Source organism: Granulicella arctica (genome assembly GCF_025685605.1).
Taxonomy (GTDB): domain Bacteria; phylum Acidobacteriota; class Terriglobia; order Terriglobales; family Acidobacteriaceae; genus Edaphobacter; species Edaphobacter arcticus.
Map to the genome: position 1 here is coordinate 3,188,150 of NZ_JAGTUT010000001.1, position 13,548 is coordinate 3,201,697.

Consider the following 13,548-nt stretch of genomic DNA (forward strand, 5'->3'; position numbering starts at 1 on the left):
ATGAAGGTTCGAACTGTAGCAACCGGTCTGACGATACTCTTCGTCGCAGTGAGCGCAATGGCTCAGAACAACGGCGCAAACACGCGCGGGGTCGAAGGAACACTAAGCGCCACAGCGGATGCAAACCAGGGCGAGAGCCAATCAACGCGGGACAAGATGTTTCTGCGGGAGGCGGCTGAGACCGGACTGGCGGCGGTGCAATTGAGCCAGCTTGCGGTGCAGAAAGCGGGTAGCGATGAGGTGAGACAGCTTGCGCAGAAGATCGTCCACGACCGCATCGTGCTGAACGAGAGTATGAGCCCGATCGCTGATGAGATGGGCGTTCGATCTCCCACAAAACTAGGCAGGAGGGACCATGCAGAGCTTGGCAAACTGTCCAGCCTGTCCGGCGAGGCCTTCGATCGGGAGTACCTGGTCTATTTAGTGAAGAGCCATCGTGCGGACCAGAAAGCATTTCGCGACGAGGAAAAGAAGGTGACCGATGCAGGCCTGAAGTCGGTCGTGGATCGAGCCTTGACGGCGATCGATGAGAATTTGACATTGCTGGAAAGGCTTGCGGCGGCCAGAGGAATCAAGTGAGGGTGCGCTGCGCGTGAAAGAATCAGGTATGTTGAAGCGTCTTGCTGGAGTCTTCCTGTTGTCTGCGATGACGTGTGTTGGTGTTTCGGCGCAGGCCACACACGCTCATCATGTGGTCTTTGTGCTGAGTTCGGCAGATCAGGACGACTGGCACACAGCCATGATTCTCGCGGATCACTTTCTAGCAGGGGTGAAGCCGGAGCCATCCGAGGTGGAGGTGCTGGCGTATGGCGGTGGGATCGATAGCCTGAAGGCAGGCGCGTCCACAGCAAAAGAAATCGTCGACCTCGAGCAGCTTGGCGTGCATTTCGTGGCTTGTGAGACGGCGATGCGGGCCCTTCACATCGCAAAAAGTGACCTGGCGTCCGGAGTAACGAGCGTTCCTTCCGGAGTTGTAGAGCTGGTACGGAAGCAGGAAACCGGCTGGAGCTACGTCAAAGTCGGACGCTGATTATGAACCGCTTGTGAATAAATAGCTCCCCGGAGCAAGCCAAGTGCCACCTATATAGTGCATACTGTTTTCATGACCTGATTGGCCAGATGCTGATCAGGAAATAAAACCCGCTCCCCTTTGGCGCACGGCGCCGGCAGCGGCAGGATTTCAAAAGCAAGTCTCAGCTTTAGCTGAGGATTACCAGGAATTTAGAAAAAAGGCCGGCCAGGCTGAGATATCGAACCCATTGGCCGGACAGGTTTAGGGAATGAACACATCCGGAAGGCAAACGGCCCCGCCTCTTATTGAGGTTGTTTCGGTCACCTCCGCATGTCGCCTGCTTGAAGCTTCTCCCATGTCAAAGATTTTGTCCGTGCCGCTGCAATTGCCTCTCTTCAGAGGTGGTTCGCAGCAGGGTTGCCGTTCGATCTCGCACTGGTCGGGTCCTCGTGTCATTGGAACATCGGCTTCGGCCGCTGCTGCTTGCATGCTTCCACATCCTGTCCGCACCACTGGTGAGCAGCGCTTAGCGATCAGCTAGCACCGCTCCCGATCCTCCGTCTGCCTGTCCGCTCCGGCCTGAAGAAATCAGGCCCGGGCAGAAAGAGCAGAAGTAATGTCGAAAGAAATTTATATCTCCAGCACGCCACACGAGACCCGTCTGGCTATCGTCGAGAACGACGCCCTCACCGAGATCTATTACGAACGCGAGAATGAGTACACACTCGCCGGCTCCATCTACAACGGCAAAGTAACGCGCGTGCTTCCGGGCATGCAGTCGTCATTTGTCGACATCGGCCTCGAGCGCGATGCATTCCTCTACATCACGGACTTCATGGAAGAAGCACCCGACTCGGCCGAGTTCGATACGGTCGCAATCGGCGACGGATCGCGTGATTCGAGTCCCCGCGATGCAGGGATCCGCGAGCCTCGCGAGCCAAGAGAACCACGCGAGCCACGCGAAGCGCGGGTTCCCCGGCTTGAAGGATCAAGTGAAGCCGCACCCCGTGTCGAGGGCCAGAGGACAGAAGGCCAGCGTGAGGGTCGCGGCGGCGAAGGCCGTGGTGACCGCAATAACGGTGGTCGCGGACGCCGTGGGCGCAATGATCGTAGCGACCGCACACCGAATGTAGATCGTTCTGCGAACGCCGATTTCCAGCGACCGGATGCTGGTCCTGACGTGCCGCGCGTCGCTCCGGTTGCCCCAATCGCTCCTGCTTTTACTGAGAATGTGGACGGTGGCGACTTAGGTGAGGGCGCTCCGGGAGCGGATGGTAGCCGCCGGTGGCGCGGTCGTCGTGGCCGTCGTCGTGGCCGCGGTCCGGTCACGGCTGCGGGAGCTTTACCTGTTGCTGGCGAGCAGCCGATGTATCCCGCCGAGGCTGAGGCCGAGTCGGTTGAGAATATTGCGGAAGAATTATATGTAGACACTGCGCCGACCGAGGCAGCGCCGATTGAGGCTAATCCCGAGCAAAGCTATAACGAGAGCCGTCGGAGTGGGCAGGGCGAGCGAAGCCGCAATGAAGGTCGCGGCGACCGTGGCGGCCGAGATCGTGGTGGGCGAGGCGGACGTGACGAGCGTGGCGGCCGTGAAGATCGCGGAGGTCGTGCGCCACGCGGCTTTGCGCCGTCGCAGAGTTCGTATGGCTTGGAGAGTAACGCGGAAGAGCTTATGGATGCACCCATAGGCGACCCGATCATCCTTCCGGGTGAGTCCCTTGGAAAGTATCGCAAGGGCGACGACGCTGCGGAGACGAAACCCACAAGTACCATCGCGGCTCCCGCTCCTTCAAGCGAATATTCCATTCCAGTAGGCTGGGACGGCGGAGCAACGCTGCCGGGTGAGTCGCTCTCGCGGCACAAGCGATCAGACAGGTCAGCGGAACCGCGCACCAGTGTGCGAACCGAGACCCGCGCGAATTTTACAAACCCCGCTGTGGTGCCAGTCGAGGTAGTTCACGCGGCCGTGATCGAAGAGCACGACGGGCTGAGTGTAGCCGAGACCCCCGAGTCACAGCCCGAAGTCGCAATGGCTGCCCATCCCGAGTTGGTTCCCGAAGCCGAGATCAGCCACGAGACCAGCTCCAATAGCCAGGCAAGCCCCGAAACGAAGCATGAGCCCGACGTCGAATTTGCACCGGCGATTGAGGCTGCTGCCGAAACCGAGCCCGCACTTGCGGCAGAGTATGAGCCTGAAGAGGGAGCCGCATCGCATCGCGTCGATCCAGTCGCGGTCAGCGAGTATCGTCAGAGCGCGGTAATCGAAGAGCCCACAAAGGAGACCGCACCGGAAGTCGACGTTCATGAGGAAGAAGTCGTCGCTCCCACAGAGACCGGCTTCGGCCACACGCATCTGTTCACCCCGGAGCCGGTGGTTTCTGCGGAGAGCAGTGCAATCGAAGAGCCCATCACAGCGCCGGTATTCGAAGAGCCAGTGATCGAGCACTTCGAGCCAATTACGGGCACACCGATGCCGGACTACCTCGCCTCGGATACCACGACCGTGAGCGCGTCGGGCGAGATGCTTTCGGAGACCCCCGCGGTTGAGCCGGTCAGTGTTCCTGCGCCGATCGAGCAGCCTGAACCCACGGCACCCATCCTGCACGAGGCAGCCGTCATAGATCCCGCAGCAACGGATGCAACGGACTTGGTCGAAGAGCACGCCGAAGCGTTTGAGGAAGAGGAGGAGGAGCCCGCAACTCAGTCGTTTGCGCCGGGCTCCGGCAATCTCGAGGAAGAGCTGTTTGAGGAGGACGAGTACGATGTCGCCTCGATGCACGCCTCGCACGATGATGAAAACGATGACCTCGAAGAGGAGACGCTTGAAGGTGCGGCCGACCTCGGCACGATGATTCGCGAGATGTCGATCGACCAGATCACCCGCCCAGGCGGCGACCCCGAGGACGATGATGAGGACTTCCTCGAGGAGGATTTTGTCGGTGAGTCAGAGGAGCTAAGCGGCCGCGAGACATTTGAGGATGAGGATGAAGACCAGGACTCCGAGGAGGCTGCCCGGACCACTGAAGCTGCCGGCGACTTCTCGAACGAGTTCCGTGAACCCGCCTCGACCGACGCTGCTCCGACCGATGGACAATCCTATAATGAGCGCCGCGGTGGACGGCGGGATGCCCGTCGCGGCGGTCGCGATCGGGATAAGCGCGGCGGCGATAGCTCCGGGCGTCCGCGGAACACGGGCGGCGGTGGAGATCGAGACCGTGGGCGGTCCGGTGGGCAGCGACGCTCGATGCAGGCGACGAACCTGCCGGCAATTAGCGAACTGCTGAAGCCGGGTCAAGAGATCCTTGTACAGATCGCCAAGGAGCCGATCGCGAAGAAGGGTGCGCGCATCACCTCGCACATCGCCCTCCCCGGTCGCTTCCTTGTCTTTATGCCGACCGTGAACCACACCGGCGTATCGCGCAAGATCGAATCCGATGGCGAACGCCGTCGCTTGAAGGAGATCCTGCTGAGCGAAAAGGGTGAGGCTGCAGGCGGCTTCATCGTTCGCACCGCAGCCTCGGGCGCAAGCGAAGAGGAGTTGCGGAGCGATCTGCGCTTCCTGCTGAACCTCTGGACCGACATCAAGCAGCGCTCAGAGTCCTCGAAGTCGCCGGCCCTGATCTATCACGACCTCAACCTCGTAGAGCGCATCCTGCGGGATCAGGTAACAGACAACTTCTCCGCAATCTGGGTCGACACCGAGACCGAGTATGAGCGGGTGCTGCGCTTCCTGCAGCGCTTCCAGCCAAGCCTCATCCGTCGCGTCAAGTTGTACGGCAAAGAGACGCCACTCTTCGAGCAGTTCGGCATCACGGAAGAGATCAACAAGGCGCTTCGCTCGAAGGTATGGCTCAAGTCCGGCGGATCGATTGTCATCAACCAGACAGAAGCGTTGGTCGCAATCGACATCAACACCGGCAAGTTCGTCGGCAAGACAGCTCGCCTCGAAGACACCATCGTCAAGACGAACCTCGATGCCATTCCCGAGATCGTCCGGCAGATTCGCCTCCGCGACCTTGGCGGCATCATCATCATCGACTTCATCGACATGGATGAGCGAAAGAACCGCAACAAGGTCATGGCTGCCCTCGAAGATGAATTGAAGAGCGATCGCGCTCCGTCAAAGGTCCTGCAGTTCAACGACTTCGGTCTGGTGGCCATCACCCGCAAACGGGTCAAGCAGTCGCTCGAGCGCACCCTGTCGACCACTTGCAACGTCTGCGTCGGCACAGGCATGGTCAAGTCGCCGGTCACGGTGTGCAACGACATCTACATCGAGATGCGAAAGATGTACAAGCACCTCGATAAGGGTGACGTCATGCTGCGCGTCCACCCCGAGGTGGTCAAGCAGTTGAAGAGCCCGGGCACCAAGTGGCTACAGGAGATGGAAGAGATGTCCGGAAAGACAATCCTGGTCAAATCCGATCCAAGCCTCCACCCCGAGCAGTTTGATATTCACTAAATCGCTCTGAAGGAAAGCGGACGGGCACCTCGCAGCATGCAGGTGCCCGTTTTGCTGGCCGCTAAACGGACAGTCTGGGCGAAGGCCTGTTATCCATTTCAGATTCGTTAGCGTCTTACACAACATGCTGACAAAGTTCGTGTTGAACTGTGACAAGAACAATGTTCCAGCCGTCTTAACATTTAGGAGTCAACAAGATGCAGAAGATGAAACCGATCCTCTTTCAAGCGAGTCGCGTAGCGGCCGTAACCTTCCTCGCCGCCGTGACGGGATTTGGGCTTCAGGCCCAGCAGCCCGCGACCATTGCCTCCACGAGCACGTACGCGACGCAGGCCTATCCAGCATTGAATCTCCAGGCCGCTCTGAAGACTCCGATCAATATCTTCGATACGGACACATCGAGCAGCAGCTCAAGTTCGAGCACCGATACAACCGATGCCGTTGCCGCCGAACGTTTCACCCTCGGCGAAAGTCTGCAGCCACCCCCGCGCCGTCGCTATGGCCGCCCACGCTACACCGACAACATGCATAACGCTGACGGCTCAAACAAGTATGCCTTCATCGTCGGTGGCGGCTTCACCCTGCCGACTGGCGGAACGCACAACACGCTGAAGACCAACTACAACGTTCAGGGCGGAATTGGTCGCAACTTCAATAAGAACTTCGCGGTCATCGCCCAGTTCGATTGGGCGAACTTCGGTATTCAGACGAACACCCTGAACACACTGCTTGCAACCTACAATCAGCTGGGAGCTACCGACCAGAACGGTGACTCGCTCACGCAGCTAGGAGGCAGCAGCCATGTATGGTCGTTTACGCTCAATCCAACTTACTACTTCATGGGTGGTGAGAAGAGCGGAGCGTACGTCGTCGCAGGTGCCGGTTTCTACCATAAGACAGCGAACTTCACGATTCCAGCGGTTGGCGAGTACTGCGACCCTTACTACGGCTGCTATGAATACCAGGCCAACCAGTCCATCGATAAATACACGAGCAATGCGTTCGGTGTGAATGGTGGTATCGGATTTACGTACAAGCCGTCGCGATTCGGAAACCAGAAGCTCTACGCTGAGGCGCGCTACGTCTTTGTCGACAACTCGCCGAAGCCGTACTCCCTCGGTAGTGCGACCAACAACTACTTCAACGCCTTCCCGCAGAACAGCGCGCGAACCACGTACATCCCCATCACGTTTGGTATTCGGTTCTAGCTCCAACCCGAACATCTATACCGTGAACGAAGAACAGGCTGTGGCGTTGATCGCCACAGCCTGTTCTTCGTTCGAATGGAATTTGAGTCGTCAACTTATTTCAGAAGCCATGCGGCCTTGCGAAATCGCATGCTGTCGTTACAACGAATCGATGCGATGAGCACTGGGGTTTTCATAAGTTGCAGCGGCGCAGCGGAAAAGGTTTGGCGTCGAGATGAGAGAATTGTCGGCGGTTTTCTGTGATTGAGTGTTGCTGCATCGAGTGCCGAAATACTCAGGACCTTGCAGCCGGTGCCTGGTGTGATGTCAATCGTTGCAATTCGTCCTAGCGGCGGTAGCGAGTGTGGTGTCATCAGTGTCTCGTTCGGCGCGTGCGGGATATCGTCAGCGTAGGGAGTCGCATGCTTGCAGTGCTGGCTTCGTGCATCGATCGTGTAGCACTGATAGAGCCAATCAGGCGGAACAAGTGTGCTGCCGACTTTCAAGCTGAACAGTGATCCTTCCATGGCCACAAGCTTTTCTTCTGCGGCACGAGTGACGCAGTCTTCCGGATCATCGGGAACGGTAGCAAGGAAATGCAGGAGGGAGCTTCGTTGTTCGAGAGCGGACTTGCCTTGCAGCGCAGTCAGGAGCGAGTCAAAGCGATGTTGCAAAGGCGCACAGGCGGAACTTACTCCTGCATGTTTCGCGGGTTGCGCCAGACAACTACTCGTCAGCACGATCAGAGTGAAGAGCGACACGCCACGTAGTTGCAATTTTCCAACGATCATTCCACCACTCGGGTGCCGACCGACAGATCGTCTAAATCGACTGTTGATAAGGTATTTGTAGATCTCATCCCAGGACGCCAAAGGAGCAAGCTCCCCCCGGATAGGGGAGGCCAAAGCCTCAAGGTACCTCGGGCGGCCTATTAAGCAGTCCTGAAAGTTGGCCCTTTCGCGACCTTGGATTCTATCGAAGCTAGTGCTTCATGGCCGCCTCAATCTCCGCAGCCGTATGAGGAAGCTTGGCGATCAGGTCGTCGAGCTTTCCTTGATCATCGACATAAACGACGTCTTCGATGCGTACGCCAATGTTTTCTTCAGGGAGATAAATCCCAGGCTCGATGGTGAAGACCATACCCTTCTCGAGCGGTCTGGAGTAGATCCACGGGTCATGGACGTCGATGCCGACCAAGTGGCCGATCCCATGAATCATGTACTTCCCGAGCGATTCGCCGTGGAGATCCTTGCCATGCTCATTAATGTAGTTGAACGCCACGGTATCAAGGGAGTCGGGCTCCTTGTGATTCGGGTCGTTGATCTTCGATTTGCCTGCGACGAAGGCAGCAGCAGCAGCGCGCTGAGCCCCGAGCACAAGATCATAGATCTCCCGCTGCCGGGCGGTAAACCTTCCATTCACAGGCAGCGTCCGCGTGATATCGCTGGCGTACATGCTGTACTCACCTGCAGCATCAATCACGACAAGGTCGCCGGACTTCATCGTGGCGGCATTCGAACTGTAGTGCAGAGTGGTGGCGTTCTTTCCCGAGCCGACAATAGGCGCATAGGAGACGCGCTCGCAGCCCTCATCCATCAGCTTCCCAATGATGACGCCAGCGACATGGCCCTCAGTTGCGCCGGGTCGAACCGCCTTCATCTCCGCTAGCTGCGCGGCGATTGACGCATCCGAAGCCTTGCGGAGCAAGGCTACTTCAGCGGGAGACTTGATGGCCCGCAGCTCCGTGGTGAGGTCGGTGACGTCCTGCGTGGGAGGCGTCGTGCCGAGTCCAATGCTCGCCGCGAAGAAGTCGAGCAGGGCCTTCGTCTGTTTGGAGTCAGGCTCCGTCCACACACTTCCGAGGCGGTGCGTAGGAGAGATGGCGCTGAGGATCGCCGGCATCTCCGCCATCGCGTGAACCTCGTCGACGCCGGTTGCGGTCGTAACGCCCGGCGTGGCGGCATCCATCTTCACCCCCGTGTACTTCTCGGTGCGAAGCTGCCGCGCAGGAAGAAAAAGTATCTCGCGATAGGGGCGCATGGCGCGAGCCGGTGTGATGTCGGTTGCGGCGACGGCGGGGCTACTCGCGATCACGACCAGCGCGGCACCAGGCTCGTTCCAGCCGGTCAGATAGTAAAAGTCCTCATCCTGACGGTAGGGCATAAAGTCGAGGATGGGTTCCTCAGCGGCGAAGAAGATGGCGACGCCACCCTTCATCTTGTCGGCAAGAGCGGCGCGACGTGTGCGGTACTCGGGCTTCGGAACGGACTCGAAGGCATGAGCGAAGGTAGTGCAGGTGAGGAGAGCTAGGGCGAGCAACGTGCGCATAAGTGTCCTTGGGTTCACGTCATTCTAGCGCGTAGGGTCAATGCTCGGTCGTATTTTGCGGAATCACCCGGCGATGGTGAGCGAGCCAAGCGCGACGACGGAAGCCATGGAAAACAGTGAAAGGATGACAGCGGGAATCCCGATGCTCTGAACCTCGAAGTCGCCAGAGCGGCGCATCAGAGGTACGGCGGCGAAGGCTATCAGCAGCGCGACGACAGGCGCAGCAATCAAGCCAAATTCGCCCAACTTGAGATGGCTACCCGGAAAGCTGCGGACGAGCAATTGGATCAGATTCAGAGCGACGATCACGAGTCCAAGTAGAACCCCGGTGGAAGCGGATTTCGTGCGGCTACCGCGGAGGGTCCAGAGGCAGTAAAGATGGCCTGCGAGGGGAACGATAGCCGCAATCCAGATCGTGAGCGTGAAGAGATTCAAATGCCGACCGGGTAAGGCTTTTCGTGAAGCTCCTGACCGGGATTGGCATTGCGCTCGAAGCGTCCCTGCAGAAGCGACAGCAGCCCCGTATACCAGTAGCCAAGGACGAACAGAAGAAGGAAGGGAACCGTAAAGAAGTTTTCAGTCGAGATGGCGTACCAGACAGTCCCGGTAAAGTAACAGCCGATGGCCAGTTCGATCCATGGAACAATGCCGAGGCGCTTGCGATACACCTTGGCCTGCGAGCGCTCGCCCTTCTTCTTCACAGAATACTTAGGCGTGCGCGCGAAGGCGGACTTGATGCCGAAGAGAGCTTCCAGCACCGCCTTCGTATTTGTAATTGTCAGGCCGACACCGAGCGCCATCAGGAAGGGAACGTAAAGAAAAGTCTTGTACCAGGTCTTCGGGAAAAGCTCTTTCTGGCTGACCAGGTAGAACGTCGAGACGGACATGGTACTCGCCATGAAGAGCGGCAGATCGATCAGCAACATCTGCGCCAGACCCTGCCAGCTCCGAATGATCATGGCCGGCATCAGCAACGTGCTCAGGACAATCATCAGCGGATAACTGAGATTGGCGGTCAGGTGATACCAAGCCTCAAGCTTGGTATGCCACGGCATGTCGCTGCGCATCACGCGGGGCAGAATTTTGATACCCGTCTGGATCAGGCCCTTGGCCCAGCGCGCCTGCTGCGTCTTGAAGGCGGTCATCTCGATCGGGAGTTCAGCAGGGCATTCGACATCCTGCAGGTACTTGAACTTCCAGCCCACCATCTGGGCGCGATAGCTAAGGTCAGTGTCCTCGGTCAGAGTATCGTGCTGCCAGCCACCAGCCTCTCCGATCGTCGTCCGTCGCCACATGCCTGCTGTCCCGTTGAAGTTGAAGAAGACGCCAGCACGCGAGCGGCCGCCATGCTCCAGCACAAAATGCCCGTCCAGCAGGATAGCTTCTACCTGCGTCATGAAGGAGTAATTACGGTTCAGGTGCGTCCAGCGAGTCTGGACCATCCCGATCTGCGGCTCGGCAAAGTGCTGGATAACCTTCGTGATCCAGTCCGGCGGAGGAACGAAGTCCGCATCGAAGATAGCGACAAACTCGCCCTTCGCAACCTTGAGGCCTTCGTCCAGGGCTCCCGCCTTGTAGCCATAACGGTTGGTGCGATGCAGATAGACGATCGGTTGGGGAGCCATGCCCGGGAAGCCCTGGGCGTATCGCTCAACGATCTCGCGGGCCACCTCGACAGTCTCGTCCGTGGAGTCGTCAAGCACCTGGATCTCAAAGCGATCCCGCGGGTAATCCAGACGACAGATCGCTTCGATCAGGCGGTCGATCACGAACTGCTCATTAAAAATTGGCAGCTGAATGGTCACGAAGGGAAGCTGTCCCTCGGGAAACCGGGCCACCGGCTCATCCCATTTTGCCGCGTTCTTCTTGTTGCGAAAGTAGAGCCAGACCAACTGGTACCGGTGGATGCCGTAAAAGGCAAGGATCAGCATCACGATGAAGTAGGGAACTAAGAGGGCGGTGTCAAATGCGTTCCAGCGATAAAGATGCTCGAATGTGCGGTCGGCATAGTGCGTCTTCCAGTAGTGCCCAATGCCCTTTGGTGCGAGGAGCAGGGCGAGCGCGAACTGGGTGGATGAGGTGAAAGAAGACAGGATTGCGGCTCCGTGCAGGTAGTGACGTGTCTGGTTGATTCTACGTTATAGGCGGTTGCGAGCGAGGGTAGGCCCCAGCGTCAGACGTATTGGGCCAGTTCGACAAGGTTGTTATCAGGATCGCGGAGATAGAGGGAGCGGATCTTCCCGGTAGCTCCGTCACGCTCGCCGGGACCTTCCTCAATCGATATATCAAGATGTGAAGTTCGATCGCCACTTGATCAAGCGGCGTATCTAAAATGAGGCAGAAATCTCCCGAGCCCGGGGTCGGTGGCTCAGCGTGCGGAGCGAATTCGTGCCCGCGTTCGTGAAGGTTGATCTTGTTCGGTCCAAAGTGGAGAGAGGTGCGGCCGTCTTTGTAGACGACCTTCATGCCGAGCCGGGCATAGAAAACCGACGTCTTCTCGATGCTGGCTACGGTCAGGACAAGGTGGTCGAGGCGGTTGAGGATCATGCCGGTTTGGATGCCGATTCGCTACCCGAGGAACATCGTCCGGTACACCGTATCGCGCTGCACAGGCTTCAGACTGGCTTCACGGATCACCCGCCGCAGGTCCTCTTCGGTCGTCCTGTCAGGAGTAAGAATCGTTTCAGTCGGCATCGTGGAGCCCACGTCATTCGCCCCAAACCGAATGGCCATCTGCAATACCTTCAGCCCCTGCGTAGCCCAGTCAGCCTGAAGATTCGGGATGGTATCCAGGACGATCCGAGCGATCGACAGCGTGCGCAGGTACTCGACGGCGGTAGCCTCTTCGAAGCCCCGTATGCCCGCGGCAGCAGGCTGGAACGCAACAGGAATGAAGGCAATAAAACCGTTCGTCTCCTGTTGCAGATCGTTGAGAGCTTCCAGATGGTTGATGCGGTGTTCAACCGTCTCGCCTGCGCCGAACAGCATGGCCGCAGTCGAGGGCATGCCAAGCCGATGAGCTTCGCGATGTACGGCGAGCCACTCTACCGGGGTACAGCGCGTACCTGTAGCCACAGCCTCATCAAGAATGCCCGCATCGGCACCGGTCAACGACTGCAAGCCTGCTGTCTGGAGTCGAACCAGCGCATCGCGAAGGGTCAAATTCTCCTGAAAAGCAAGGGCGACGATCTGGGTGGCGGAAAGCCCATGGCGCCAAAGAGCGGGCTGCCGGGTGCGAAGAGTAGCTAAAAGACTCTCCCACGCAGCAAGCGTAGGCAGGTCGCCGTGAAGGTTGAGACCGGTGACGTTCAAATCCACGGCTTCCTTCACCTTGCCGTCGAGATCTTCGGCCGTACAACAGAGAGTACGATCAATGACGTAGCTGACGACGCCCTCAGGATGAAGGCGGCGGCGAACCGCGTCCGCCTCCATGCCGATCCCGATAAGATCGTCGCTGCGGCTTGCGTCCAGGGCTTGCTGGCGGGTAATTCCCATTGCTTCAGTTTACGCCGAGTCTGGATCGACGGAGATAAGACCAGCTTCGCCCTCAACAACGTTTCTTAGTGAGGACGCAGCACAAGCGTAATCAAAATAGCGAACGCAGCCAGCAGGAGCAGCACACCCGTCTTGATCCAAAGCCCGAGGCTCGCTAACTGCTTCTCAAGCAGAGCAATCCGGTAGGTCTCACCCTCAACGGCAACACGGTTCTGTTTCACTTCATCAGCGATCGCCGCAAGCTGAGTCCCCTGATCCTGAAGCTGCCGGTACATACCGGCATGCGCCGCAGTCACCTCGCCCAGATCGGCGCGGACATGCTCAGCCATCGCCGTAATGGCGGTCTCATTCGCCTTTTCGCTGGCGGACTTCGAAGCAAAAAACTTGTCCGCCATCGGAATCAGGCGGGAGACGTGAGGGAGCAGTTCGACGAGTTGAGCGAAGACCTTGGGCCACATGGTCCCTATGGTAGCGGATGTTGGTCTAGTGCCAGGTGTTGACGATCGCCTTGGAGTCATCCTTGAGGTCGGTAACCAGCATCGTGCGATCAAGTGGACCACCACGCAGACTCTGCCGCCAGCGAACAAAGATCGTCACGGCAGTAAGCAGCAGGATGGTGGCAACGATGCACTGCGACCACAGGCAGTAGATGCACCACTTCTGCAAGACATAGGCCTCAAGATAGCTCAGGAACGCAGCCGCCATAAACCCGAACTCAGCAAGATGCAGCAGCATCCAGTAACGTCCGAACAAAGCCACAATCGCCATCAGGCCATAGCCCGCAATCCCGATAATCGCGATGGGAATGTGACCCTTCGCGTTAGCATCCTCGTCAAACGTGCGAGGCGGGAAGACCGCAAACCGGCTGTGATTCACCGCGCCGCAGTCGAACTTCTCCGTAACGGCGCACGGTGGCGCGTCGCCGGGGGCCTGGTTGTGGACGCGGAGCGCGAGGACGGAGACCCAGAGGCCGGCAACAGCAAGGAGCGCGAGCAGAAACTTCATACTCCCTATCTTAATAGAAATCCGCGTCATCGCGATGCAACCTGCGGGCGGTATTCTGA

General features: G+C 58.4%; 12 protein-coding genes. 4 read left to right on the forward strand and 8 right to left on the reverse strand.

Annotated features, from left to right (window positions below; all coding sequences use genetic code 11):
• From OHL20_RS13585 to OHL20_RS13600, 4 genes are all read left to right on the forward strand, one after another.
• On the forward strand, positions 1-579 hold the full coding sequence (locus OHL20_RS13585) for a DUF4142 domain-containing protein (RefSeq protein ID WP_263383716.1): 579 nt from the start codon (positions 1-3) through the stop codon (positions 577-579).
• A gap of 28 nt (positions 580-607) precedes the next feature.
• Positions 608-1,030, forward strand: coding sequence for a DsrE family protein (locus OHL20_RS13590; protein WP_263383717.1), 423 nt, complete (start codon positions 608-610; stop codon positions 1,028-1,030).
• A gap of 598 nt (positions 1,031-1,628) precedes the next feature.
• Positions 1,629-5,474: an Rne/Rng family ribonuclease gene (locus OHL20_RS13595; RefSeq protein WP_263383718.1), complete on the forward strand. Its 3,846-nt coding sequence runs from the start codon at positions 1,629-1,631 to the stop codon at positions 5,472-5,474.
• 197 nt (positions 5,475-5,671) lie between these two features.
• The gene (locus tag OHL20_RS13600) at positions 5,672-6,682 is read left to right on the forward strand and encodes a hypothetical protein (RefSeq protein WP_263383719.1); all 1,011 of its coding nucleotides are present in this window, start codon (positions 5,672-5,674) and stop codon (positions 6,680-6,682) included.
• Positions 6,683-6,777: 95 nt separating this feature from the next.
• Here the strand turns inward: OHL20_RS13600 and OHL20_RS13605 are convergent, their stop codons facing one another.
• The 8 genes from OHL20_RS13605 to OHL20_RS13640 form a co-directional block, all read right to left on the reverse strand.
• The gene (locus tag OHL20_RS13605; RefSeq protein ID WP_263383720.1) at positions 6,778-7,194 is read right to left on the reverse strand and encodes a hypothetical protein; all 417 of its coding nucleotides are present in this window, start codon (positions 7,192-7,194) and stop codon (positions 6,778-6,780) included.
• A 448-nt stretch (positions 7,195-7,642) separates the two neighbouring features.
• Positions 7,643-8,989 (reverse strand): aminopeptidase P N-terminal domain-containing protein, encoded by a 1,347-nt coding sequence (locus OHL20_RS13610; protein WP_263383721.1) that lies wholly within the window; start codon positions 8,987-8,989, stop codon positions 7,643-7,645.
• Between the two features lie 63 nt (positions 8,990-9,052).
• Entirely contained in the window at positions 9,053-9,424 is a 372-nt protein-coding gene (locus OHL20_RS13615; RefSeq protein ID WP_263383722.1) for a hypothetical protein, read from the reverse strand.
• Positions 9,421-11,043: a cellulose synthase family protein gene (locus OHL20_RS13620; RefSeq protein ID WP_263385014.1), complete on the reverse strand. Its 1,623-nt coding sequence runs from the start codon at positions 11,041-11,043 to the stop codon at positions 9,421-9,423. The genes OHL20_RS13615 and OHL20_RS13620 overlap by 4 nt, the downstream gene beginning before the upstream one ends.
• Before the next feature lie 79 nt (positions 11,044-11,122).
• Positions 11,123-11,536: a VOC family protein gene (locus tag OHL20_RS13625; protein ID WP_263383723.1), complete on the reverse strand. Its 414-nt coding sequence runs from the start codon at positions 11,534-11,536 to the stop codon at positions 11,123-11,125.
• Positions 11,537-11,557: 21 nt separating this feature from the next.
• Entirely contained in the window at positions 11,558-12,484 is a 927-nt protein-coding gene (locus OHL20_RS13630; protein WP_263383724.1) for a dehypoxanthine futalosine cyclase, read from the reverse strand.
• Between the two features lie 65 nt (positions 12,485-12,549).
• Positions 12,550-12,942: a hypothetical protein gene (locus tag OHL20_RS13635; protein ID WP_263383725.1), complete on the reverse strand. Its 393-nt coding sequence runs from the start codon at positions 12,940-12,942 to the stop codon at positions 12,550-12,552.
• 25 nt (positions 12,943-12,967) lie between these two features.
• Positions 12,968-13,489, reverse strand: coding sequence for a vitamin K epoxide reductase family protein (locus tag OHL20_RS13640; RefSeq protein ID WP_263383726.1), 522 nt, complete (start codon positions 13,487-13,489; stop codon positions 12,968-12,970).
• Positions 13,490-13,548: the final 59 nt, after the last annotated feature.

What these genes read in the sequence shown, in the direction of transcription:
- OHL20_RS13585 (WP_263383716.1), top strand. Translation starts at nt 1, where the DNA reads ATGAAGGTTCGAACTGTAGCAACCGGTCTGACGATACTCTTCGTCGCA.
- OHL20_RS13590 (WP_263383717.1), top strand. Translation starts at nt 608, where the DNA reads ATGTTGAAGCGTCTTGCTGGAGTCTTCCTGTTGTCTGCGATGACGTGT.
- OHL20_RS13595 (WP_263383718.1), top strand. Translation starts at nt 1,629, where the DNA reads ATGTCGAAAGAAATTTATATCTCCAGCACGCCACACGAGACCCGTCTG.
- OHL20_RS13600 (WP_263383719.1), top strand. Translation starts at nt 5,672, where the DNA reads ATGCAGAAGATGAAACCGATCCTCTTTCAAGCGAGTCGCGTAGCGGCC.
- OHL20_RS13610 (WP_263383721.1), bottom strand. Translation starts at nt 8,989, where the DNA reads ATGCGCACGTTGCTCGCCCTAGCTCTCCTCACCTGCACTACCTTCGCT.
- OHL20_RS13625 (WP_263383723.1), bottom strand. Translation starts at nt 11,536, where the DNA reads ATGATCCTCAACCGCCTCGACCACCTTGTCCTGACCGTAGCCAGCATC.
- OHL20_RS13630 (WP_263383724.1), bottom strand. Translation starts at nt 12,484, where the DNA reads ATGGGAATTACCCGCCAGCAAGCCCTGGACGCAAGCCGCAGCGACGAT.
- OHL20_RS13635 (WP_263383725.1), bottom strand. Translation starts at nt 12,942, where the DNA reads ATGTGGCCCAAGGTCTTCGCTCAACTCGTCGAACTGCTCCCTCACGTC.
- OHL20_RS13640 (WP_263383726.1), bottom strand. Translation starts at nt 13,489, where the DNA reads ATGAAGTTTCTGCTCGCGCTCCTTGCTGTTGCCGGCCTCTGGGTCTCC.